Here is a 21,556-nt window from a genome sequence, read left to right as displayed (position 1 = left end):
CTCGGTGCATGCTTTATGCCCGTGATTTTCGAAGAATTCTTCTCATCGACGGCTCCAGAGCGGGACAGCTTCGGAAGTTGGATCGCTATTTTGAGACCAACTCGCAATCTTTTCCTGTAATAATAATCGGAGCCGATTCCGATATCTATGACAACTTGGATGGGCTTAGCGTATATCCTGGAGCTGTTGCAGGAAACTTGCGTGGGCATGCATCCGTGTACGACACTCAGCGTAAACTGCACATTGATCCAGAATCACGAGTTCCAATTTGCTTTGATTATGTGAGCTATCCTCATGATATTCTCGTTCATGCTCAATGTGGTGGTGGTGCTGGATGGGCTGCTCTCCAGCTTTTTCGTCTGACGCATTTCGCGCGCACTATTGTTAGCGACCGATTACGTATGCTACCATCAAGATATAGGGCTATTCATATAAGAAACACGGATAAACGCATGGACGTACTTGCATTTTTGGATGAGATTGCGCCCAAGGTTGCTGGAATGCCGCTTCTTGTATCCACAGATAATGCCGCGTCAGTTGACTTGTGCAGGTCACGGCTTGTTGGCTGTGATGTATTTACGGTATCTCAAGTGCCTGATTCTCACGGCAATAGCCTTCATGACAATCCAGATTACGCTGGCTTGGGCCTGGATATTGATATTCTCGCCGATCTCATTGCAATGTCTAAGGCATGCGAGCTGATTCTTCCTGCTAAGGGTGGTGAGCCCTTGTCTGGATTTAGTGCGATCGCTGCAGATCTTCATGTTAGGCCTTCAGTTCTTGGCCATATGCTTCGCTCATGATAGGGAAGCCATTCTCGGAACCATATGCAGGCTTGTCTATTGAATTCACTTGGGCGAATGTTCGACTACGTCGCCCTGTCTTATCGTAGAAGCGGCTATGAAATACTGCGTGCATCTAGTATTCACAGCAATTTTCTAGCAGCGATTCGTTATCTTCGAAGAAGGCGATAGCCAATGACTTCTCTGGGTCTGTGTCAGATGTATTTGGAATGAACCTGAAGAAACGGCTTAGCGCTGTTCACATAGCTCTTTCTATGGCATTGCAGGACCGCTGTGCCAGAAGTAGTCAGGTCCATGGCCATTCTGATCTCAGCGAAGACCACAGTAATGCCGTTGAGCTATATCAGCAGCCAATTGCTATTGGCCAAGCCGGTAACGACCTGATTGCAAATTATATCTCTTCAGGCTTGCCTTGCTTGATTACGAGGCTTGGGTTTAATGAGCTCAAAGCGCTTCGTTTCTACCTGGAAACCCGCATCAAGAACCGTTATGTCCCATATTCGTCTTATGTGAAGAATTCTCTAAGGATTAATGCCGGCCTTTTCCCGTCTACCAACCATGTGATTGACCTTATGTGTCAAACATATGTCGAAGCACTTCCCTTGGCTGATGCGATTGGCGTCTGGTTTAATCCCTATGAAAGCAATATCTGCAATACCCTGGGGCATTGTGCATCACTCTGTGAGCTTCGATCCCTTGAATCGTTCCACTTTAAGCGCCCGTGGACTGCATGGCTTAAAGGAAAGCGAGTTCTAGTCATCCATCCTTTTGAGGATACAATTAGAACTCAGTATGGCCGGCGATCCAAGCTATTTCGTGATCAGGACGTCTTGCCTGCCTTTGACCTGAGGACTCTAAAGGCTGTTCAATCAATAGCAGGCGGCAAGCCGTTGTTCCCTTCGTGGATGGATGCGCTTGATGCTATGTGCTCAAAGATTCTAGACATTGATTTCGATATTGCAATTATTGGAGCCGGTGCCTACGGCCTTCCCCTGGGCGCCTTTGTGAAGAGACTGAATAAGCAGGCTATCCACATGGGCGGTGCTACGCAGTTGCTTTTTGGCATCCGGGGTCGGCGATGGGACTCAAGAGAGGCCTATTGCGATCTTTTTAACGATGACTGGGTTTACCCTGCGCCTTCTGAGACGCCCAAGGCAAGTTCCTTGGTTGAAGACTCCTGTTACTGGCGTTAGTACATGGCTTTGATGTCTCCACGTGAAGGCCTGGTCACTACAATCATTCCTTTCTTTAACAGGCCTGGGCTTTTGAAAGAGGCGGTAAATAGTGTGTTGGCTCAGGTTTATCGCCCTATTGAAATCATTCTTGTTGACGACGGCTCTACCGACGATTCTTCGGCCATCGCCGAGATCTTCACTCAAGCTCATCCTGGTTTGGTCGCCTTGATCAGACAACCAAACAGAGGACCTGGAAGTGCTCGCCAAGCAGGCCTCGATCGTGCCTCCGGTGAATTTGTGCAGTTTCTCGATAGCGATGATATTCTGCTCCCGCGCAAGTTCGCTCTGCAGGTGGCAGCCCTACGGGCTTCTCCGAGCGCTGAGATTGCTTACGGCCATGCCTTTGAAGAAAATCACCGGATCGATCCACCCAGTTGTTATGGCCCAATAAGGGCTACCGGCGTCCCACAAAGCCTTCTCTTCCCACGTCTACTGATCGAACGTTGGTGGCCTACCAGTACACCCCTGTTTCGGCGAGACCTGCTTAGCAAAATAGGGCCGATTAAGCCTTGGATCACAGAGGAGGATTGGGAGTATGAAGCTCGCGCAGCTGCACTCTCTCCAAAGCTAGTGTTTGTTGAGGAGAATCTCTCCGTTACACGCATCTTCGCTCACACAACACGCCTGAGTGATGCTGGATCCAACGATCGGCGCAAACTGAGGCATCGCGCCCTTGCCCGCCAATCGATCTTTGCGAGCGCCCTGAAGGGCGGTGTTTCTGAGGCAGCTCCTGAGGTGGCCTTTTTTTCCCGTGCTGCCTTCCTCCTCTCCCGCCAATGCGCGGAGGCGGGATTGAATAGCGAAGCGGCGGATCTGCACGCTCTTGCCTGCCGAGCGGCCCGGCACCAGGGTTTGCCCTGGTCTCTGAGGGCCTATGGCTGGCTTGCAAGGGCTGTCGGCTGGCACACGGCCGCGCGATGGAGCGTGGCTGCCCGGGGGCGTTGGCTCTCATGGACGCGGGCGTGAGTGCCCCTCAGGTGTCGGTGGTGATGGCGGTTCGCAATGGAGGGCCATCGCTTGCGGCAACGTTGGAATCGGTGCTCAGCCAGGGGGACGTGCCGCTTGAGTTCGTCGTCGTTGACGATGGGTCCACCGATCACACGCCGGAGCTTCTGGCACAGCATGCGGCCCGCGATTCCCGCCTCCACGTGATCACCACCGCGCCCCGCGGGCTCACCCAGGCTCTGATCAGCGGCTGCGAGGCGGCACAGGGTCAATGGATCGCTCGCCAGGATGCCGGCGATCAATCGATGCCGGGGCGCCTTGCCCGCCAGCTCGCGCTGGTTCGGGCAGATCCCAGCGCGGTGCTCTGCTCCTCGGCCGCGCGCTTCGTGGTGCCGTCCCGGCCGGGTGCCGGCGCCGAGGAATCCCCTCTGGAGCTGTTTGTGAGCCGGATCCCCGAGCTCCGTCTTCAGAGTGGACTGGAGGGCCCTTCCCATCACGGTTCGGTGATGTTCAGCCGCGCGGCCTACCGCCAGGTGGGTGGTTATCGCGCTCCTTTCTATTTCGCCCAGGACATCGACCTCTGGAGCCGGCTGGTGGAGCTGGGGCGCCATCGTGTGCATCCCGAGGTGCTCTACCAGGCCGATGCCAGCCCTGGCTCCATCAGCGGTCAGCACCGCCGCGAGCAGCTGAACTTTCACGCGTTGATCAGGCGCGCCAGCGCCGCCCGTCGCCGCGGGCTCTCGGAAACCCCCTGGCTGGCGAAGGCGGAGCGGCTCAGCGCGCGATGCCCTGACAGCAGAACCGAGATCCGCCGCAAGGCCCGTGGCGCCTACTTCATCGCCGCCTGTCTGCGCGGGCGGCACCCCCAGGCCTGCCGGGCCTACCTCCGGGAGGCTCTTCGCCTGGATCCCCTTCATCTGCGGGCCCGGCTGCGGCTGCTGTTCACCTGATGGAGCTCAGCATCGCCATCCCCACCTATGGCCGCGAGCAGGTGTTGCTCGACACCCTCACCGCTCTTCTGTCCCTCGATCCCGCGCCCGAGGAGCTGCTGTTGATCGATCAGACGGCGCGGCATGAGGCTGCCACCACCGCGCAGCTGCGGCACTGGCAGGAGCAGGGCGTGCTGCGCTGGATCTCCCAGGGGGAGCCAAGTATCACCGCTGCCATGAACCGGGCGCTGCTGGAGGCACGCGGAGAGCGCATCCTCTTTCTCGATGACGACCTCATCCCCGATGCGGGGCTGCTTCAGGCCCACCGGCGGGCCGCTGAGGCCTGGCCCGGCGCCCTGATCGCCGGCCGGGCGTTGCAGCCCTGGCATGGCGGCCGGGCAGAACCCGAAGGCCTGGAACCCTTCGGCTTCAACACCCTGCGGCATCGCCCCTGCAAGCACTTCATCGGCTGCAACGTGTCGATGCCCAGGCGGCAAGCCGTGGCGATCGGCGGTTTCGACGAGAACTTCACGCGGGTTGCCTATCGCTTCGAAGCTGAGTTCTCCCACCGCTGGCTCCGGGCCGGCCATGGGATTCGCTACGAACCGGCTGCCCTCGTGCACCATCTGCATGCGCCCCGCGGTGGCACCCGCAGCTACGGCGATCATCTGCGCACCAGCCGCCCGGATCATGCCGTGGGCCGCTACTACCACCTGTTGCGCACCGAGCTTCCGGCGGTCGCCCTTGTGCAGGCCTGCGCTGAACTGGGCCGCTCGGTGCGCACCCGGCATCACCTCAGCCACCCCTGGTGGATCCCGCTCACCCTGCTGGGGGAGCTTCGCGGGATGGTCTGGGCGGTGCGCCTCTGGATGCGCGGACCCCGGCTGCTGCGATCCAGAAGCCGGAGGCTGCTGATCGTCACCACCCATCCGATCCAGTACCAGGCACCGCTGTTCCGCCGGCTGGCTGCCACGGCCGGCTTGGAGGTTGAGGTGCTGTTTCTCTGCCTTCCCGATGCTCAGCAGCAGGGCGTGGGCTTTGGGAAGGCCTTTCAGTGGGATGTGCCGTTGCTCAACGGCTACCGCTGGCGGGTGGCCCGCGGTGTACGGGGCAGCGGTGATCTCAGTGCCTATCTGGGGCTGTGGCTGCTCAATCCCCTGGGGGAGCTGGTGTGCACGCCGGATGGCAGGCCTCCCGATGGGGTGCTGATCACTGGCTGGCAATGTCTGGGCATGCTGCAACTGCTCGTGGCTGCCTCGCTCCGGCGCCTGCCGATCCTGCTGCGAACAGAAGCGAACGATCTCCGCAGGCGCAATTGGCCGGTGCGTCAGCTCCACCGTTTCCTGGTGGGCCGGGCGCAGGCCTGGCTGGCGATTGGCGTTGCCAACGCCCGCTTCTATCGCGCCCATGGTGCCGTGGAGGATCAGATCTGGCCCTCTCCCTATTTCGTGGACAACGCCTTCTTTGCCGGCCATGCGAAGCAGCTGGGGCCCCACCGCGAGTCCCAGCGGCGGGCGTGGGGGATTCCGGAAGGCGCCTTCTGCTTCCTGTTCGTGGGCAAGCTCCAGGCCAAGAAGCGGCCGATGGATCTGCTGCTGGCCCTGCAGCACCTCATTGAGCAGGAGCAGCCACCGGCTGTGCATGCGCTGATCGTGGGCTCAGGGAAGCTTGAGCCGATGTGCCGTGCTGCTGTCAGCCAGCATCGGCTTCCGGTGAGTTTTGCCGGATTTCTCAACCAGGGTGAGCTGCCGTCCGCCTACGGGGCTGCCGATGCCCTGGTGCTGCCCTCCGATTCCGGTGAGACCTGGGGGCTTGTGGTGAATGAAGCGATGGCCTGCGGCCTGCCCGCGATCGTGAGCGATCAGGTGGGCTGCGCGGAGGATCTGGTGCGCAACGGGCGAACCGGGCTCGTGTATCCCTGCGGCGATGTGGAGGCCTTAGCCGAGGCCATGCGTTCGCTTTCTCTATCGCGCGATCGAGCCTCCGGCATGGGGGCTGAGGCTCGCCGCCGGGTGATGGAGCGCTACAGCGTGGATCAGAGTGCCGAAGGGGTGGAAGCTGCTCTGAACCGGATGCTAGGGAGTTTGGTGTGAGCACTACTGATCTGCTGCAATCGGTTTATCACCGGATCCTTCCGGCTGATCTCAGGGGGCGTCTCGGGTTCGGGTCTCTACTGAGCCGCTGGCGTGATCGCAGAGAGCATCAGCTGCTGGGCAGGTTGGCTTGCCACGCGCCCTTTTCCTCAGGTGAAGTGCGGCAGCGCTATGAACTGACCCTGGATGCGGCTGCACATTGCTACGACGATCTGCTGCATTTCATTGGGATCCAGAGCCCTGGATGGCTGGAGAATCGAATCATCGCCGTCACGGATGACGGCGAGCTCGATGCAGCGATCTTGGCGAGTGCTTCCGTGCTGCCGGAAGCGACAAGGCATAAGCCCACGCCTAGCATCTGTTGTATGGAAAGGCACTCCAAGACCGTTGCGAAGCATGACTGACTTGTGTGCCCCTGACTGTTCCCGCCTGCCTTTGGGTCTGGCTTTTCTGCGCTCATTGCCACTGCCCCATAAGCTGGGGCTGCTTGAGCGGCTCTATGGCCGCCGTCTGGCGGGGCGGGGGCTTTGCACGATTTCTCTCGCCAATGGCCATCTCTGGATGCTTGATCTCGAGGAGGTAACCCATCGCTGGATGGTGTATGGAGACTACGAAGGGCCTCTGCAGATGGGGTGGCTCAAGCAATGGTTGTCAACGGGAGGTGTGTTTGTGGATAGTGGAGCAAATATTGGTCAGATGGTGGTGAGCCTCTCCTCCCTTCCGGGGGTTCGCACACTTGCTTTTGAGCCTGTGCAGAGTGAACGGCAGTGGCTGGAGCGATGCCTCACTCGCTTCCCCGCGTGGCAAGTGACTGTCGTTCCCCTTGGACTTGGTGAGCAAGAGGGCGGCGCCACAATTCGCCTTTCTGGAGGTCGCTCCACCTTGCGAACTGATTGGTACTCCAATCGTGTGATGAAAGAAGAGCAGATTCAGCTAACCTCCCTGGATATCTATGCGCAGAACCACGGGATCGATCGTATCCGCCTCTGGAAGCTGGACATGGAGGGATATGAACTGCAGGCTCTCATGGGCGCCAAGCGTCTTCTGTCGGAGGGTCGAATCGATGCCCTGATGATTGAAACTCAAGCGTCTGCTCTCCCGGGCATTCAAGATCAGCTCTCCTTGGGTGGATATCGGCTGATGTGCCTTGATTCACCTGCTCAGCTCAGGCCCTTTCAATTGTCTCACTGGCCTGCCGATTACAGCGGGAACCTCATCGCATTGCCGCCCGCTGCGGAGCAGGACTGAGCGATGTGCGGCATCGCGGGTTGGCTCTTCCCAGCACCGATCCATCCTTCCAGTGAATCCGAACTGGCCTGGAACCTCCAGTTCAGGGTGCTCAAGCACAGAGGCCCCGACGACGCGGGCAACTGGGTTGAGGCATCAACAGATGGGCCATTCTCTGTCTTCTTGCACAACCGCCTGGCCATCCAGGATCTCTCCGCCGCCGGCCATCAGCCGATGGTGTCGGCCTGCGGTCGCTACGTGCTGGTGTTCAACGGCGAGATCTACAACCAGCGCCAGTTGCGCTCCGAGCTGGAAGCTCAGGGGCATCACTTCCGCTCCGGCAGCGACACCGAAGTGCTGCTCGAGCTGCTCGCTCGCCAGGGCGAGGCCGCCCTGGCGCGGTTGCGCGGCATGTATGCCTTCTGCCTCTGGGATCGCCGGCTCCGCAGCGCCCTGCTGGCCCGTGATCCCTATGGCATCAAGCCCCTCTACCTCTGGCACGGCCCGGCCGGCGAGCTGCTGTTCGCCTCGGAGGTGCGGGCCCTGCTGGCCAGCGGCCTGATCGAGCGGCGGCTCGATCCCCAGGGCCTGGCTGGTTTTCTCGCCACCGGCAGCCTGCCCGAGCCGCTCACCCTGGTGGCCGGTGTGCGCAGCCTTCCGCCCGGCCATTGCGGCACCTGGCAGGCGGGCCGCTGGACCCAGCGCCGGCATTGGCAGCCCAGCGAGGCCCACCCTGCTGCACCCGTGCCTCCTGTTGCGGCAGCACGGATCACGCGCCAGGCCCTGGAGCGATCCGTGCAGGCCCACCTGATCAGCGATGTGCCGGTGGGCCTGTTTCTCTCCGGCGGCCTGGATTCCTCGGCCCTGCTCGCCCTGGCCCCCGAGCCGCTCACCACCCTGTCGATCGGTTTCCCCCAGCAGGATTTCGACGAATCCCAGCGGGCCGCGCAGCTGGCGCGCCATTTCGGCGCCCGCCATGTGCCCCTGCAGCTGGACGCGGCCGCCGCTGCGGAGTTCTTACCGGGCTTCCTGGCCGCCATCGATCAGCCATCCGTGGACGGCTTCAACACCTACTGCGTGTCGGCTCTGGCGCGTCGGGAAGGCTTGAAGGTGGTGCTCAGCGGCCTGGGCGGCGATGAGCTCTTCGGCGGCTATCCCAGCTTCCGCGCCATTCCCCGCCTGCTGCGGCTGCATCGCGGCCTGGGGCCGGGCCGGGCGTCCATCGCCCGTGTGCTGGCCCGTCGCCGCACGCACCGGGCTCGCCGCCTGGCGGCCTTTCTGGCCGGCCCGGCCACCCCCGAGGCCGCCCATCGCTGCCAGCGGGGGCTGTTCGCCCCGGATGAGGTGCGGCTGCTGCTGCGGTACTGGCAGATCGACGCAGCCGGCTGCCCGGAGGCTGGGTCTGCCGATCACGCCGATGCCCTGCCGGCTGCCGCCTGCCCCACCCTGGCCGACCGCATCGCCTGGCTGGAGAGCAGCCGCTACATGGGGCCCCAGCTCCTGCGCGACAGCGACACCTATTCCATGGCCCATGGCCTGGAGCTGCGCCTGCCGCTGGTGGATGCCCAGCTGTTGGGTGACCTCGCCGCCATCCCCGCCCACCAGCGCCTGGCCCCGGGCAAACGGCTGCTGCAGCGTGCCGTGCCGGAGCTGCTGAAAGCGGTGCCCCTGGAACGCAAGCGCGGCTTCGCGTTTCCCTTCCAGAGCTGGTTCGGGCAGGCCGGTTCGCCCCTGCGCCCTGGCCAGGGTCCTCTCGCCCTGCCCGGCTGTCCGGCCGACATCGACCTCCGCCCCTGGGCTCGGCGCTGGGCGCTGATCGTGCTGCGCCACTGGCTGCACCAGCATCTCGGGCTGTCCCTGCCGGTGGCGTGAGGGTTCTCCATGTGATCCCCTCGATCAGCCCGCTGCGGGGCGGGCCTTCCGCGGCGGTGCTGGCGATGGTGGCAGCCCTGCGCCGCCGTGGCGTGGATGCGGCGATCCTCACCAGCAACGACAACGGGCCCGGCGTCGATCCCTCCCTGCCCCTCGGCGAGTGGTGCGAGCGGCAGGGTGCGCCGGTGCTGGCCTTTCCCCGCTGGAGCCCGCCGCTGCGGCCGCTGCGGGAGTTCGCCGTCACCCCCGGCCTCAACCGCTGGCTGGCCTCCAACCTGCACGGCTTCCAGTTGCTGCATGTGCATGCCCTGTTCTCCTGGCCCTCCACCACCGCCATGGCCCAGGCCCGCCGAGCCGGCGTGCCCTACGTGCTGCGTCCCATCGGTCAGCTCAACCACTGGAGCCTGCGCCGCAGTGCCGGCCGCAAGCGCCTGCTGCTGCGGCTGATCGAGCGCCGCAACCTGGCAAGCGCCGCTGCCCTGCACTTCACCAGCGAGGCGGAGCGGGATCAGGCGGCTGCTCTCGGGCTGGCAACACCCTCCTTTGTGCTGCCGCTGGGTGTGGAGGCCCCCGCCGACCTGCCGGCCGGGCCGCCGGCAGCGCCCCCCACCGTGTTCCTCTTCCTCTCGCGCCTGCATCCCAAGAAGCAGCTCGAGCAGCTGCTCGAGGCCCTCGCCCTGCTGCAGCGCCGCCAGCCAGCCGCCGCCTGGGAGCTGCGCGTCGCCGGCGATGGCGATCCGGCCTACGTGGCGGGCCTGCAGGAGCGCGCCCGTCGGCTGGGGCTGACGGGCCATTGCCGCTGGCTCGGCTTTCTGGAGGGCGAGGCGAAATGGCAGGCCCTGCGCCAGGCCCACTGGTTCGTGCTGCCCTCGGCCTCGGAAAACTTCGGCATCGCCGCCGTGGAGGCCCTCGCCGCCGGCACGCCGGTGATCCTCAGCCCTGAGGTGGCGGTGGCCCCGGCCGTGGCCCAGGCGGGCGCCGGCCTGATCTGCTCCTCCGATCCTTCCCAGCTGGCGGCCGCCCTGGACACCGCCCTGGCCGGGCCGGGCGAGCCGATGCGGGCCGCCGCCCGTAGCCTGGCCCTGAGCCGCTATGGCTGGGCCGGGATCGCCGAACACCTGGAGCACACCTACGCCGCCCTGATCCGTTGACGCTGCTGCTGCTCGCCCTCTTCGCCCTGCTAGCCCTGGTGCTGCTCAGCGGCGACTGGCGCGGCGGCCTGCTGCTCACCCTGGTGATCGGCTTCCTGCAGGATCCGATCCGCAAGCTCACCCCCGGTCAGCCCGGCCTCTACGTGGGCCTGGTGCTGATCGCCTTTCTGGGCACCGCCGTGGTGCTGCTGCAGAAGCGCCGCGGCCGCCTGGAGCTGCCGGCGATGTTCTGGAGCGCCCCGGCGCTCACCCGCTGGGTGCCGCTGTTCGTGCTGCTGATCGCCCTGCAGGCCGCCAACGGCCTGGTGCGTTCCGGCGTTCCCCTGCGCACCGTGGTCGGTGTGGGCTTCTACCTCGCCCCCCTGCTGGGGCTGTGGATGGGCTTCCAGCTCGGGCGCGAGCAGCCCTTCCTGCGCCGCGTTCTGCAGGTGTATCTGCTCGGTTCGGCGCTGGTGGCCATCACCGTGTTCCTCGACTACCAGGGCGTCGACATCCCCCTCTTCCGGGAGGTGGGCGGCGGCATCCTCATCCACTTCCGCTACGGCTTCTACACCTATGGCGCCAGTGGCCTCTGGCGCACCAGTGAGCTGGCCGCCTGGCACCTGAGTGCCTCTGCCGCCCTGGCGCTGGTGATGGCCTCAGCCGCCCGCCAGGCGCAGAGCCGCAACGGCTGGCTGCTGCTGGCAGGTGCCTTCGCCCTGCTCACCCTCAGCACCGGCCGCCGCAAGGGGATCGTGTTCGTGGCGGTGTTCGTGGCCGTGTTCCTCTGGCTGCTGGCCCGCAACGCCCCGGGTCGATCCGCCGGCCGTCTGCTCACCACCCTGGTTTCGGCGGGGGGCCTGGCCCTGGTGCTGGTGTTCCTGCTTCCCGAGACGATCCTCGGCGACGACTTCGGCGAATACGTCAGCCGCGCCGCCTCGGTGCGGGAAGACCTGCTGGAGCGCTTCAACGTGCTTGGCCTGCGCGGCTTCCTGCGGGGGGTGGAGATCTCCGGCGGTCTCGGCCTCGGGGCCGGCGCCCTCGCCCAGACCGGCGAGCTGCAGCTGGGCGTGGGCGGCGGGGAGGGTGCCGCCTTCGTGAGCGAGAGCGGTGCCGGCAAGCTGGCCGCCGAGCTCGGCATCCCCGGTCTGCTGATTCTGGCGGTGCTGGGCCTGGAGCTGCTGCGCGCCCTGGTGCGCAACCTCGCCCTGATGCGACGCCTGCCCACCGCCACCGCAAACCTGGAGCTGGGCCTGATGGCCTTCGCGCTCGCCCAGCTCCCCTTCTTCGCCGCCGCCGCCGGCGTCTACGGGGATCCCTTCGTGCTGCTGCTCTGCGGGCTCAGCATCGGCAGCGTGTTCGCGGTGCCATCGCTGCTCGCTCAGCAGGCCGCCCGCCAGCGCCCGGTGCTCGTGGTGCCGGAGGAGGCACCCCGGCTGGCGGCCCCGCTGGGCCGCGCCCCCTGAGGGCCCCGTCGTTGCCGACCCCCCGGGCCCTGATCAGCACCATCCAGCCCTTCAGCGGTGGCGTGCCGGCCAAGACGCGCTGGGTGGTGGCCGAGCTGGCCGCCCTCGGCATCCCCAGCCTGGTGGCCTGGTATGAGCCCTGGAGCTGCACCCCGCGTCTGTCGGTGCCGCTGCACCGGCTGCTCAGCGGCGCCCGGCCCGGGGCCGTGGATCACACCCTCTGGAGCGGCGTGCCGGGCCAGGGCATCGGCTGCTGGCTGCCGGAGCTGGAGTTCACCCACTACCTGCCCAACCGCCATTGGCGCCATCTGGTGGCTGCCGCTGATCTGCACCTGGCCGTCACCGGCAACCCCCTCTGTGCCCAGCGCTTTCTGCCCTTCCGGATTCCCTTCCTGGCCTGGATCGGCACCCCCTGGCACGACGACCGCGTCGACCGGGTACGGCGCTTCCCCTGGCCCCGCCGCCTGCTCGATGGCGCCGTGAACGCGCCGGTGCTGCGGGCCATGGAACGCCGCGTGCTGCGCGCCCCCCAGGGGCGGATCCTTACGATCAGCGCCCACACCGCCCGCGCCCTCGAGGCCCTCGGTGGCCGGGCTCCGGCCGGGGTGCTGCTGCTGCCGCCCGACCCGGCGCTGTTCCGCCCGGAACCGGCGGCCCGGGTGCCCTGGCGCATCGGCTTCGCCGGCCGCTGGAGCGATCCGCGCAAGCGCCTGCCGCTGCTGCTCGATGCCGTGGCCTTGCTCCGGCGCCAGGGCCACCCCGTGCGCCTGGAGCTCACCGGCGAGGCCGATGCCGATGTCCTGCAGCCGCAGCTGCAGGCCCGTGGCATCGCCGATCGCGTGCACTGCCATCCCCACCTGGGCCGCGAGCAGCTGGCGGCGGTGCTGCGCCGCTGGGACCTGTTCGTGATCCCGTCTCACCAGGAGGGGTTGTGCATCGCCGCCGTGGAGGCGATGGCCTGCGGCGTGCCGGTGGTGAGCACCCGCTGCGGCGGGCCGGAGGATTTCGTGCTGCCTGGTCGCAGCGGCGAACTGGTGCCGGCCGAGGCGGCGGCCATGGCGGCGGCGATCGCGGCGATCTGCGGCGATCCTGGCTGCCGGGGGCGGCTCAGCGCCGGCGCCCTGGCCTGGGTGGCCGCCCACGCCGATCCCGCTGCGGCCCGGCGCCGCTTCCGCGCCCATCTCGGCGCGGTGTATCCCCAGCTGGCGATGGCCCATGCCTCCTGAGCGGCGCCCCATGCCCGAGCACCCCGTGGTCCAGCGCCTCGACACCTACCGCACCCCGCCGGGCTGGTCGCCGGGCAGGCCGTGGTTGGTGCACACTCTCTGGTTCTGCCTGGGCTCGCCCCTGCTGGCCGCCCGCTGGCTGCCGGGCTCGGCCTGGCGCGTGCTGCTGCTGCGCGCCTTCGGGGCCCGCATCGGTGTGGGCTGCCGCCTCAAGCCCGGCCTGCGCGTGCAGCTGCCCTGGCGGCTGGTGGTGGGCGATCACTGCTGGCTGGGGGAGCACGCCTGGTTCGACAACCTCGCCCCGGTGACCCTCGGCGACCGGGTGTGCGTGTCGCAGGGGGCCTACCTCTGCACCGGCAACCACGACTTCCGCTCGCCCGGGTTCGAGCAGCGGCTGGCGCCGATCCAGGTTGGTGATGACGTGTGGATCGCCGCCAGGGCGGTGCTCGCCCCCGGCACCGTGGTGGGCCCCGGCGCCGTGATCGCCCTGGCGGCGGTGGTGAGCGGCACCGTGCCGCCCGGCGCCCTCCTGCGCGGCAACCCGGCGGCGGTGGTGGGGCAGCGGTAGGGGTGCATCACGGGCCACCATGTTTGCCTGGATCTCAATGACTACGATTGGTCTGACTGTTGGACTGAATGTGCAGAAGATCACCTGAAAAGGTGGCCATTGCTACGGCCGATGATGCGAGGGAGATTATATTGAGCTTGCTTAAGGACTAGCATGGCCAAAGCGTCTTCCAGTAGTGTCGATCAAAGCTCGCTTGTCTACGTTGCCGTAGAAATCAGCAAGGATCATCCCACTCCAATGTTCTGGAAGCAGGAGGCGGACGAGGGGAGGTTGGGGATTGATGTTGAAGACGAATCGACGGGCTATGCGCGGATTCTCATCAACAAGGAAACATCCGAAATTGTTCGGATGGAGCTGGAGGTCGACGGGGTTTTTCTGACGGATGGTGGAGATCCGGATAAAAATATTCTGGAGCAGAATCTTGCCACTCGCCAGCCATTTCACTTTCATAATCGATCCCAGGCTAGTCCGTTTTTCTTTGTTCAACAGCTATTCGACTATATCAATGGCGAGGTTGCTACCGCAACGTTGAAAGATACAGATACTGGGTTCTCGTTTGCCATTGAAGAGCCCTATGCCTTAAGAAATCCTGTCAACAATCCCAGTCTTACGAAGGAGTTTGTGATTCAGGAGATTCTTGACGGTGTTTCCTACCTGGGGCTTCACACAAGGCTCTACGGGATTCCGGTCACCCCCCTGGCCGGCCAGCTCATCGTCCTCTCCGACGGCACGATCGACGGCAAGATCGAATGGCTGGATGGCGAGAATGATGTTGCCAATGGTGGACCTAAGAACGACCTTCTCTCTCTTGGCGCCGGAGATGATAAGGGAAATGGTGGCAATGGAAATGACGTTCTTGATGGCGGAGCTGGTAATGACAGGCTCCGTGGCGGCGCCGGTGATGACAACCTGTGGGGCGGCGACGGCAACGACGATCTCGTTGGTGGCTCAGGCGATGATAGTTTGTATGGCAATCGAGGAGACGATAAACTTGATGGTGGCCTGGGAAATGATCTTTTGCTTGCAGGCGCTGGTGCCGACCTTTTGATCGGTGGCAACGGCGACGACATCCTCACTGGAGGGGCTGATCGAGATGTCTTTCAGTTTGGGAGAAACTCCGGAAACGACGTCATCACAGATTTCGTTGAAGATGAGGACGTTTTTAAGCTTGTAGGTGGCCAACAAATCAAAGGCATATCCTATGCCGATCTCGATGGAGCCGGATCGTTCGGCACATTGGTGAAATTGGTTGGTGGCGAAGTTTCCGTGCTCAATGTCGACCTCACATCGACGACAGGCTGGATCATCTAGCAGGGGCGCCACTCCGCCTTCTCCTGCGGCAACGTGAGGCAGCGCATGCCGAGCCTCCCGTCGACACCCGGCCTGTTTCACCGCCATGGCTTCAGTCCGCCCCGCATGCGCACCTGACGGTGTAGCCCGCCGAGGGCGAGCCCCAACGCCTCGATCAGGCCCGGCAGTTGGAGGGCGGTCCGGCCTTCCCGCGGCTGCGGCTCGATCTGGAGGAGATCTGGGCGGCCTGAACGGATTGGCCCAACGGGTTGGTCCAGTTCCGGACTGAGCTGGGTGCCCAGGCGGATCTGCCATGCGGACCGTGAATGTGCACGAAGCCAAAACCCACCTCTCCCACCCCTGAAGGCGGGCGTTCCTGGGCCCTGCCTTCACGGCGTTTCCGTCTCGAACGCTGTGGTGAAAGGCGTGGCGCTGCGAATTACCCGGCTTAAGATCTGGTAATTCAGCCCTGCCCTTCCGGGCCCTCGCCTTCGTCATGCGCAGCACCATCACCGCCCGGGGGCAGACGGTCATCCCCGCTCCGATTCGCGAGCGCTTCTCGCTCGGCCCCTCCCAGCGGCTGGAGTGGATCGTGGAGGCCGATGGGTCGATCCGCGTGGTGCCGGTGGATCCCTCGCCCGTGAAGGCCTTCCGCGGTCAGGGCCGCTGCGGTGGTTCCGCAGACCGCCTGGTGGCCGAGCGACGGGCCGACCGCCTGGCCGAGGGCGTTGCGGAAGCCTGATGGCTGGCCTGCTGCTGCTCGACACCTCCGCCCTGCTCACCCTGCGCGACGACGAGCCCGGTGCCGATCGCGTGGAAGCGGCTCTCGGGGGCATGCCCCGATGCTGCGCCTGCTTCCTCAGCCGCATGGAGGTGCTCGAACGGGTGTGGAAAGACGAAGGCGAGCGGGCTGGCCGTCTGGCCTACGAGCAACTCAAGGCCCTGCCGCTCGACTGGATCGAAGCCAGCGAGCCGCTGCTGGAGCGGGCCGCCAGCCTCAAGGCCCGCCACCCCCTCTCGGTGGCCGATGCCTGGATCGCTGCCGCCGCCCAGCAGACAGGCGCCACCCTGCTGCACAAGGACCCGGAATTCCGTGCCATCGCTGAGCTGGCCCAGGAGTGGCTCGGCTCCGAAGCCCCTTAGTCCTGCCCGAGGAGCAGGCCATGACGATCGGCCATGGGGGTGAAACGATTCTCGTCGCTCCGCCTTCACGGCCGCCTGTGTCGGCGCTCCGATCGGTGGTGCCATCACGCAATCACAGTCGTCTGCCGCACCCCACCGGCACGTCTGATGCGCTGATGCACTGACGCTACGGTCGATCCACAGACGCCTGTGGCATGCGCACCACGCTCGACATCGAGGACGACGTGCTCGCCGCGGCCAAGGAGCTGGCACGCCGCCAGGGCATGTCGGCGGGACGCATGGTCTCGCGCCTGTTGCGGGCCGCGCTGTCGGGCGAACCGCAACAGGCCCGGGCCGGGGAGACAAAGCCTGCTGGAGTGGCGGGATTCCGGCCCTTCACGGCGGCCGACCAGAAGCTGGTGACCAACGAACAGATCGATCAGCTGCGGGATCGAGAAGGCCTCTGATGCGGCCCCTGCTCGACAGCGGCCATGTGCTTCATCCCGCCGCCTGTCGTTGGATGGAGCAGGAGGTTGACCACGGCTGGGCCACCTGTCCGATCACCGAAAACGGTGTGATGCGCATCATGTCCCAGCCCGCCTATCCCAATTCCCGCCCCGCGCAGCAGGTGGCGCAACGCCTGGCTGAGGCCTGCAGGCATTCCAGTCACCAGTTCTGGCCGGAAACCATCAGCCTTCTGCACGATGGCCTCATCCAGTGGCAGCGAATCCTTGGCCCTCGGCAGATCACCGATGCCTATCTGCTGGCCCTGGCCATGGCCCATGAGGGCCGATTCGTGAGTTTCGATCAGCGCATCGGCATCGATGTGGTGCCCACAGCCACCGGGGAGCACCTCGCGATCATCGAGAGCTGAGTGATCCACCAGCTCTGCCGCGTCGGCGGCCCGCTTGGGCGGTGGTGTTTGCGGCTGATGCCAGGCTTACGGCATCTGGCTCTCGATCAGCCCTGGCGCCTCGTGATCGCCGCCCCCGTATCGATCGATCCGAGTTTCGGGATACGATCAGGTGATTGATCTCACAATCGTATCCCCCAAGTATCAGGTCGTCATTCCCAAGCGGGTGCGTGAGCAATTCGGCCTCAGGCCAGGCCAGCAGCTGCAGGTGATCGCCCTGCCCGGCAGGATTGAACTGGTACCCAGTCAGGCGCCGTCGACGCTGCGGGGCTTTCTCTCCGGGGAGAACACCTTCGAGCGGGAGGCGGATCGCCTGTGAGTGTCCAGCCAGCCGTTGTCGACTCCCCGGGCTGGATTGAGGTGTTCACCGATGGCCCGCAGGCCAGTGGGTTTCTCGATGTTCTGGATGCCGAATCCGCCTTGATCGTGCCTGCGATCAGCATCCTGGAGGTGTTCATGTGGGTGTTGCGGGAGCACAGCGAAGCCCAGGCCATCCAGGCGGTGGCGGCCATGCAGAGAGGGCAGGTCGTGAATCTGGACAGCAGCCTGGCCATCGCCGCTGCCCAGCTCAGTCACACCCTGCGTCTACCGATGGCCGACAGCATCATCCTCGCCACGGCCCGCATTCATCATGCCCGGCTGTGCACCATGGACGCCGATTTCCAGGGCCTCAACGACGTGGAGCTGATGGCCAAACAGGGCTGAACGAGTCCACAGCGGCTTCCATCCCCCCAGGGGAATCTGCAGCCGTTCCAGGGCGATTCGATGGTGCTCGGCGGCGTCCGTGCCGTGCTGGGCTCCTGCCTCCACGGCCTGCAGCAGCTGAGAGATGGGAGCATTGGCCTGGGCCGCCGTGAGGCTGCGCATGGCGAACTCTTCTTGGTCACCTGACTAGTTTATTCGTGATGTTTCCGGCCAGCCCCGCCCGCTCAGGTGCCCGATCCCGTGGCTGATCTCCTCGATCAGGTCACCCCGTTGATCCTCACGTACAACGAGGAGGCCAACATCGGCCGCACCCTCGAGGGACTGGGCTGGGCGCAGCGCATCGTGGTGGTCGACAGCGGCAGCACCGACCGCACCCTGGCGATCCTGGCCGGCTTCTCCCAGGTGGATGTGGTGACCCGGCCGTTCGACGACTTCGCGGCCCAGGCGAATTTCGGCCTCGGCCTGATCCGCACCCCCTGGTGCCTGAGCCTGGATGCCGACCACGGCATCACTTCGGCGTTCCGCGCTGCTCTGGCCCGGCTGATCGCTGCGGCGGAAAGGGATGCGGTGGCGGTGCGCACGCCGTTTCGCTACCTGGTGCATGGCCGCCCGCTGCGTTCCGCCTTGCTGCCCCCCCGCATCAACGTGATGCGCCCCGGCTGCGGCAGCTACGTGAACGACGGCCACGCTCACCGCTTCCTCCCCAGCGGCCGCGTACTGGAGCTGGCCGAGCCGATCCTCCACGACGACCGCAAACCGCTCGACCGCTGGATGGAGACCCAGCGCCGCTACCTGCCCCAGGAGGTGCACAAGCTGCGCACCACGCCTCGCCACCAGCTCTCCCGCGCCGACCGCCTGCGCCAACGCCACGTGATCGCCCCCTTCGCGGTGCTGCTGCTCTGCCTGATCTGGCACCGCGGCCTGCTCGATGGCTGGCGCGGCTGGTATTACGCCTTTCAGCGCATGCTGGTGGAGCTGATGCTCAGCCTGATGCTCTGGGAGGCGCGCAACGGAGCCTCGATCGATGATTGAGCGATCGGTTGACCGATCGGCTGACCAATCGGCCGAGCATTCCTTCGTTGATTACGGCTGGGGTGCGTGCACCCCCCACACCCAGGCCTATCTGTTCAAGCCGCTGCTGCACCTGCTGCAGCAGGGCACACCCTCGGGCAGCCGCATCCTCGATCTGGGCTGCGGCAACGGCGCGCTCTGCGACCGGCTCAGCCGCCTGGACTACGAGGTTGTGGGCGTGGACCCCAGTGCCAGCGGCATTGCTGTGGCGCGGCGATCCTTCCCCACCCTTTCCTTTCACCAGGCTGCTGCCACGCCCGATGATCTGCAGGCACTCGCACTGGCACCGTTCGATGTGGTGATCAGCACCGAAGTGGTGGAGCACTGTTATGCCCCCCGCCTGTGGGCTGCCGCGGCCTTTGCCAGCCTCAAACCCGGCGGCCTGTTCATCTGTTCCACGCCGTATCACGGGTATCTCAAGAATCTGGCCCTGGCCCTGAGCGGCAGGCTTGATGCCCACTTCACCGCCCTCTGGGATGGCGGTCACATCAAGTTCTGGAGCCGCCGCACCCTCTCCCGGCTGCTGAGCGAGGCGGGATTCGTGGACCTCCGTTTCGTGGGCGCCGGCCGCTGGCCATGGTTGTGGAAGTCCATGTTGTTGGGGGGGCGCAGGCCCTGATCCCTCAGCAACGATTAGAAGGCGCGCTACGGCAATCTGCCGGCTTCCCTGGCGGATGCCGCGCGAGTGCACCGGAGTGAGAGCATCGATGGTGCTGCTCTGCTCACCATCGACGGCAACGCTCACCTCTACCGTCGCCATGGCCGTCAGTCCGTTCCCGTGATCCACCCTTGATCCTTCGCCCTGCTCAGCACCGGTCTGGTGGGGCAGTGCTGATGCCCGCGTCTGGCTTCCTGGCCCGCTTCTGGCAACGCTGGCGCCACTGGCTGCGCTGGCGCCGCAACCGCTCTGGGGCCGCCCGGCTCACGGTGGTGAGCCAGTTCTTCCCGCCCGACTACGCCGCCACCGGCCAGCTGCTCGATGAGCTCACGGCCCGGCTGGCCACCGGTGGGCTGCAGGTGCAGGTTCTCACCGGCATGCCCGCCTACGCGGGTGAGCAGCAGCCGGCGCGCTCCCTGGAATTCGAGCTCAACCGCTGCATCCGCCGCACCCGGGCATCGCGGCTCTGGCCCCGGCGCATCCGCGGCCGGGCCGTGAACGGCTTCATCTTCTGCCTGCGCATCGGCCTGCGCCTGCTCCGCTACGCCCACCGCGGCGACCTGATCCTCTATTCCAGCGAGCCGCCCTACCTGCCGGTGCTGGCCTGGCTGGTGCACCAGCTCACCGGCACGCCCTACCTGCTGATCGTCTACGACCTCTACCCAGAGGTGCTCATTGAACTCGGCGTGCTGCCAGCCGATCACTGGCTGTGCCGCCTCTGGCGCCAGCTCAACCGCCGCGCCTTCGCCGCCGCCGCCGAGGTGGTGGTGCTCAGCCGGCCCATGGCCGACCGCATCGCCGCCCAGGTGCCGGCCGTGGCCCCGCGCCTGCAGGTGATTCCCAGCTGGGCCGATCCGGAGCGGATCCAGCCGATCCCCAAGGCCGAGAACTGGTTCGTGCGCCAGCACGGACTCGAGCACGCCTTCACGGTGCTCTATTCCGGCAACCAGGGCCGCTGCCACGACCTGGTGACCCTGCTGGCCGCCGCCGCCATCCTCCAGGGCGAGGCCGGCATCCAGTTTCTGATCGTGGGTGGCGGCCCTCAGCACGAGCGCCTGCGCCACCTGGCCCGCGAACTCAACCTGCGCCACTGCCGCTTCCTGCCCTGGCAGGACCCCTCGGTGCTGCCCTTCTCCCTTGCCGCCGCCGACCTGGCGGTGGTGAGCGTGGCCATCCAGGCCGAGGGTCTGGTGGCCCCCAGCAAGCTCTACGGTCACCTGGCCGCCGGCACGCCGATCGCCGCCGTCACCCCCGCCGGCTCCGATCTGCGCGCTCTGGTGGAGGAGAACGGCTGCGGCCGCTGGTTCGCCAACGGCGATGCCGTGGGCCTGGCCGACTGGATCCGCCAGCTGCAGGCCGATCCCGCCCTGGCCGCCCGCCACGGCGCGGCCGCCCGCAAGCTGCTGCTGGCCACGGCCACACCCGAGCGGGTCACCGCGGCCTACCGGGAGCTGGTCGAGCGGCACCTGCCCGTGGGGATGAAGACATCAACGGAACTGGCAGGCATGAGAAAGCCTGCCGGCGCTCCTACACTTCGTTGATCCCGGATCCCTACCCACCCGGTCGACTCCACAAGATGCTGACCCGGTGGATCCGATCGATCACAGCGCCACGGCCCATCCTCTCGGCGTTGGGGGGCGCAGCACTGGCAGTAGGCATCGTGTTGGCCACGGAAGCCCGGGCCTCGGCTCTCACCCTGCCCTTTTCCTTCTCCAATACCACCTTCACAACCACATCCGGAAGCGGAACCCTTTCCGGCCAGTTTTCCCTGAATTGCGGCGCCCAGACAGACGCCACGCAGTGCGTGACCGAGCCGTTCGGTAGCAACCTTGATGGCAACACCGGCACTTTCAGGCCCCTGACCATCAGCAGTATCAGCCCTGTGACCTACACACTCACATCACCCGCTGAGACTGTGGTGTTTCAGACCGGTGTGTATGGCTTCAACACCCAGGCCAACAGCTATTTTCTATCCTTCAGTTTCGACGGTCCTGGAGGCGGCGGCGACCGCAATATCCTGATCTGGCTCACCGGAACACTGCCGACCGAAGGAGGTGGAACGATTCCTGTCACCGCGTCGGTGACGAATAACAACATGACCTTCAACTCCGAGATCTGCACCAATGTACTTCCTCCTTCCGCTGCTAATGCTTGCCCGCCTGGTAAGCGAGAAACGATCACTGGATTCCAGGGTCAGGTGATCAACCTTGTGCCTTCCCCCTTCTCCATCACCCTGCTGATCCCGGCCGCCGCACTTGTGAAACTGCGCCGCCGCTATCAGCCGAAGGGCTGAAACCCCAGCC

Annotated in this window: 23 protein-coding genes; all 23 read left to right on the top strand. The window is 65.1% G+C overall.

The features are described from left to right. Nucleotides 1–8: 8 nt before the first annotated feature. The 23 genes from KBY90_RS08475 (at nucleotide 9) to KBY90_RS08365 (ending at nucleotide 21,546) form a co-directional block, all read left to right on the top strand. Nucleotides 9–803 carry a hypothetical protein gene (locus tag KBY90_RS08475; protein ID WP_254968125.1) on the top strand — a complete coding sequence of 265 codons (795 nt, stop codon included), beginning with the start codon at nucleotides 9–11 and terminating at the stop codon, nucleotides 801–803. Nucleotides 804–1,012: 209 nt separating this feature from the next. Continuing rightward, on the top strand, nucleotides 1,013–1,996 hold the full coding sequence (locus tag KBY90_RS08470) for a hypothetical protein (protein WP_254968124.1): 984 nt from the start codon (nucleotides 1,013–1,015) through the stop codon (nucleotides 1,994–1,996). Nucleotides 1,997–1,999: 3 nt separating this feature from the next. Continuing rightward, on the top strand, nucleotides 2,000–3,004 hold the full coding sequence (locus tag KBY90_RS08465; protein WP_254968123.1) for a glycosyltransferase family 2 protein: 1,005 nt from the start codon (nucleotides 2,000–2,002) through the stop codon (nucleotides 3,002–3,004). Beyond that, on the top strand, nucleotides 2,956–3,933 hold the full coding sequence (locus KBY90_RS08460) for a glycosyltransferase family 2 protein (protein WP_315858717.1): 978 nt from the start codon (nucleotides 2,956–2,958) through the stop codon (nucleotides 3,931–3,933). The genes KBY90_RS08465 and KBY90_RS08460 overlap by 49 nt, the downstream gene beginning before the upstream one ends. Further along, complete coding sequence (locus tag KBY90_RS08455; protein ID WP_254968121.1) at nucleotides 3,933–6,005, top strand: glycosyltransferase; 2,073 nt, start codon at nucleotides 3,933–3,935, stop codon at nucleotides 6,003–6,005. Before KBY90_RS08460 ends, KBY90_RS08455 begins: the two co-directional genes overlap by 1 nt. Next, nucleotides 6,002–6,409, top strand: a complete 408-nt coding sequence (locus KBY90_RS08450; protein WP_254968119.1) for a hypothetical protein — start codon at nucleotides 6,002–6,004, stop codon at nucleotides 6,407–6,409. Before KBY90_RS08455 ends, KBY90_RS08450 begins: the two co-directional genes overlap by 4 nt. 31 nt (nucleotides 6,410–6,440) lie before the next feature. Continuing rightward, complete coding sequence (locus KBY90_RS08445) at nucleotides 6,441–7,253, top strand: FkbM family methyltransferase (RefSeq protein WP_254968118.1); 813 nt, start codon at nucleotides 6,441–6,443, stop codon at nucleotides 7,251–7,253. Between the two features lie 3 nt (nucleotides 7,254–7,256). Further along, complete coding sequence (asnB, locus tag KBY90_RS08440) at nucleotides 7,257–9,104, top strand: asparagine synthase (glutamine-hydrolyzing) (RefSeq protein ID WP_254968116.1); 1,848 nt, start codon at nucleotides 7,257–7,259, stop codon at nucleotides 9,102–9,104. Beyond that, nucleotides 9,101–10,255, top strand: a complete 1,155-nt coding sequence (locus tag KBY90_RS08435) for a glycosyltransferase (RefSeq protein WP_254968115.1) — start codon at nucleotides 9,101–9,103, stop codon at nucleotides 10,253–10,255. Before asnB ends, KBY90_RS08435 begins: the two co-directional genes overlap by 4 nt. Then, on the top strand, nucleotides 10,252–11,700 hold the full coding sequence (locus tag KBY90_RS08430) for a hypothetical protein (protein WP_254968114.1): 1,449 nt from the start codon (nucleotides 10,252–10,254) through the stop codon (nucleotides 11,698–11,700). The genes KBY90_RS08435 and KBY90_RS08430 overlap by 4 nt, the downstream gene beginning before the upstream one ends. A gap of 11 nt (nucleotides 11,701–11,711) precedes the next feature. Then, a complete protein-coding gene (locus tag KBY90_RS08425) occupies nucleotides 11,712–12,926 on the top strand; it encodes a glycosyltransferase family 4 protein (RefSeq protein ID WP_254968113.1) in 1,215 nt (404 codons plus the stop codon). A gap of 10 nt (nucleotides 12,927–12,936) precedes the next feature. Further along, nucleotides 12,937–13,494: a putative colanic acid biosynthesis acetyltransferase gene (locus KBY90_RS08420; protein ID WP_254968112.1), complete on the top strand. Its 558-nt coding sequence runs from the start codon at nucleotides 12,937–12,939 to the stop codon at nucleotides 13,492–13,494. A gap of 153 nt (nucleotides 13,495–13,647) precedes the next feature. Next, nucleotides 13,648–14,805 carry a calcium-binding protein gene (locus tag KBY90_RS08415; RefSeq protein ID WP_254968111.1) on the top strand — a complete coding sequence of 386 codons (1,158 nt, stop codon included), beginning with the start codon at nucleotides 13,648–13,650 and terminating at the stop codon, nucleotides 14,803–14,805. A gap of 475 nt (nucleotides 14,806–15,280) precedes the next feature. Beyond that, nucleotides 15,281–15,526, top strand: a complete 246-nt coding sequence (locus KBY90_RS08410) for an AbrB/MazE/SpoVT family DNA-binding domain-containing protein (protein ID WP_254968109.1) — start codon at nucleotides 15,281–15,283, stop codon at nucleotides 15,524–15,526. Beyond that, nucleotides 15,526–15,927 (top strand): PIN domain-containing protein, encoded by a 402-nt coding sequence (locus KBY90_RS08405; RefSeq protein WP_254968108.1) that lies wholly within the window; start codon nucleotides 15,526–15,528, stop codon nucleotides 15,925–15,927. The genes KBY90_RS08410 and KBY90_RS08405 overlap by 1 nt, the downstream gene beginning before the upstream one ends. Nucleotides 15,928–16,121: 194 nt before the next feature. After that, nucleotides 16,122–16,373, top strand: coding sequence for a ribbon-helix-helix domain-containing protein (locus tag KBY90_RS08400; RefSeq protein ID WP_254968107.1), 252 nt, complete (start codon nucleotides 16,122–16,124; stop codon nucleotides 16,371–16,373). Next, the gene (locus KBY90_RS08395; protein ID WP_254968106.1) at nucleotides 16,373–16,780 is read left to right on the top strand and encodes a TA system VapC family ribonuclease toxin; all 408 of its coding nucleotides are present in this window, start codon (nucleotides 16,373–16,375) and stop codon (nucleotides 16,778–16,780) included. Before KBY90_RS08400 ends, KBY90_RS08395 begins: the two co-directional genes overlap by 1 nt. A gap of 151 nt (nucleotides 16,781–16,931) precedes the next feature. Then, nucleotides 16,932–17,138 carry an AbrB/MazE/SpoVT family DNA-binding domain-containing protein gene (locus KBY90_RS08390; RefSeq protein ID WP_254968105.1) on the top strand — a complete coding sequence of 69 codons (207 nt, stop codon included), beginning with the start codon at nucleotides 16,932–16,934 and terminating at the stop codon, nucleotides 17,136–17,138. After that, nucleotides 17,135–17,524, top strand: a complete 390-nt coding sequence (locus tag KBY90_RS08385; RefSeq protein ID WP_254968103.1) for a type II toxin-antitoxin system VapC family toxin — start codon at nucleotides 17,135–17,137, stop codon at nucleotides 17,522–17,524. The genes KBY90_RS08390 and KBY90_RS08385 overlap by 4 nt, the downstream gene beginning before the upstream one ends. A gap of 240 nt (nucleotides 17,525–17,764) precedes the next feature. Continuing rightward, nucleotides 17,765–18,556, top strand: a complete 792-nt coding sequence (locus KBY90_RS08380; protein WP_254968102.1) for a glycosyltransferase family 2 protein — start codon at nucleotides 17,765–17,767, stop codon at nucleotides 18,554–18,556. After that, complete coding sequence (locus KBY90_RS08375; RefSeq protein WP_254968101.1) at nucleotides 18,549–19,214, top strand: bifunctional 2-polyprenyl-6-hydroxyphenol methylase/3-demethylubiquinol 3-O-methyltransferase UbiG; 666 nt, start codon at nucleotides 18,549–18,551, stop codon at nucleotides 19,212–19,214. The genes KBY90_RS08380 and KBY90_RS08375 overlap by 8 nt, the downstream gene beginning before the upstream one ends. 215 nt (nucleotides 19,215–19,429) lie before the next feature. Beyond that, on the top strand, nucleotides 19,430–20,794 hold the full coding sequence (locus KBY90_RS08370) for a glycosyltransferase family 4 protein (protein ID WP_254968100.1): 1,365 nt from the start codon (nucleotides 19,430–19,432) through the stop codon (nucleotides 20,792–20,794). 35 nt (nucleotides 20,795–20,829) lie between these two features. After that, the gene (locus KBY90_RS08365; protein WP_254968098.1) at nucleotides 20,830–21,546 is read left to right on the top strand and encodes a hypothetical protein; all 717 of its coding nucleotides are present in this window, start codon (nucleotides 20,830–20,832) and stop codon (nucleotides 21,544–21,546) included. The last annotated feature ends 10 nt before the right edge of the window (nucleotides 21,547–21,556 follow it).

The organism is Cyanobium sp. CH-040, from assembly GCF_024346135.1.
Classification (GTDB): Bacteria; Cyanobacteriota; Cyanobacteriia; order PCC-6307; family Cyanobiaceae; genus NIES-981.
The sequence above is the reverse complement of the archived record's forward strand: the minus strand, read 5'-3'. Positions and strand labels throughout refer to the sequence as shown.

Excerpts from the sequence above, each read along its gene's own strand:
- KBY90_RS08410 (WP_254968109.1), top strand. The coding sequence starts at position 15,281 with ATGCGCAGCACCATCACCGCCCGGGGGCAGACGGTCATCCCCGCTCCG.
- KBY90_RS08415 (WP_254968111.1), top strand. The coding sequence starts at position 13,648 with ATGGCCAAAGCGTCTTCCAGTAGTGTCGATCAAAGCTCGCTTGTCTAC.
- KBY90_RS08365 (WP_254968098.1), top strand. The coding sequence starts at position 20,830 with ATGCTGACCCGGTGGATCCGATCGATCACAGCGCCACGGCCCATCCTC.
- KBY90_RS08470 (WP_254968124.1), top strand. The coding sequence starts at position 1,013 with ATGAACCTGAAGAAACGGCTTAGCGCTGTTCACATAGCTCTTTCTATG.
- KBY90_RS08405 (WP_254968108.1), top strand. The coding sequence starts at position 15,526 with ATGGCTGGCCTGCTGCTGCTCGACACCTCCGCCCTGCTCACCCTGCGC.
- KBY90_RS08400 (WP_254968107.1), top strand. The coding sequence starts at position 16,122 with ATGCGCACCACGCTCGACATCGAGGACGACGTGCTCGCCGCGGCCAAG.
- KBY90_RS08455 (WP_254968121.1), top strand. The coding sequence starts at position 3,933 with ATGGAGCTCAGCATCGCCATCCCCACCTATGGCCGCGAGCAGGTGTTG.
- KBY90_RS08420 (WP_254968112.1), top strand. The coding sequence starts at position 12,937 with ATGCCCGAGCACCCCGTGGTCCAGCGCCTCGACACCTACCGCACCCCG.
- asnB (WP_254968116.1), top strand. The coding sequence starts at position 7,257 with ATGTGCGGCATCGCGGGTTGGCTCTTCCCAGCACCGATCCATCCTTCC.
- KBY90_RS08370 (WP_254968100.1), top strand. The coding sequence starts at position 19,430 with ATGCCCGCGTCTGGCTTCCTGGCCCGCTTCTGGCAACGCTGGCGCCAC.
- KBY90_RS08475 (WP_254968125.1), top strand. The coding sequence starts at position 9 with ATGCTTTATGCCCGTGATTTTCGAAGAATTCTTCTCATCGACGGCTCC.
- KBY90_RS08375 (WP_254968101.1), top strand. The coding sequence starts at position 18,549 with ATGATTGAGCGATCGGTTGACCGATCGGCTGACCAATCGGCCGAGCAT.
- KBY90_RS08395 (WP_254968106.1), top strand. The coding sequence starts at position 16,373 with ATGCGGCCCCTGCTCGACAGCGGCCATGTGCTTCATCCCGCCGCCTGT.
- KBY90_RS08465 (WP_254968123.1), top strand. The coding sequence starts at position 2,000 with ATGGCTTTGATGTCTCCACGTGAAGGCCTGGTCACTACAATCATTCCT.
- KBY90_RS08460 (WP_315858717.1), top strand. The coding sequence starts at position 2,956 with ATGGAGCGTGGCTGCCCGGGGGCGTTGGCTCTCATGGACGCGGGCGTG.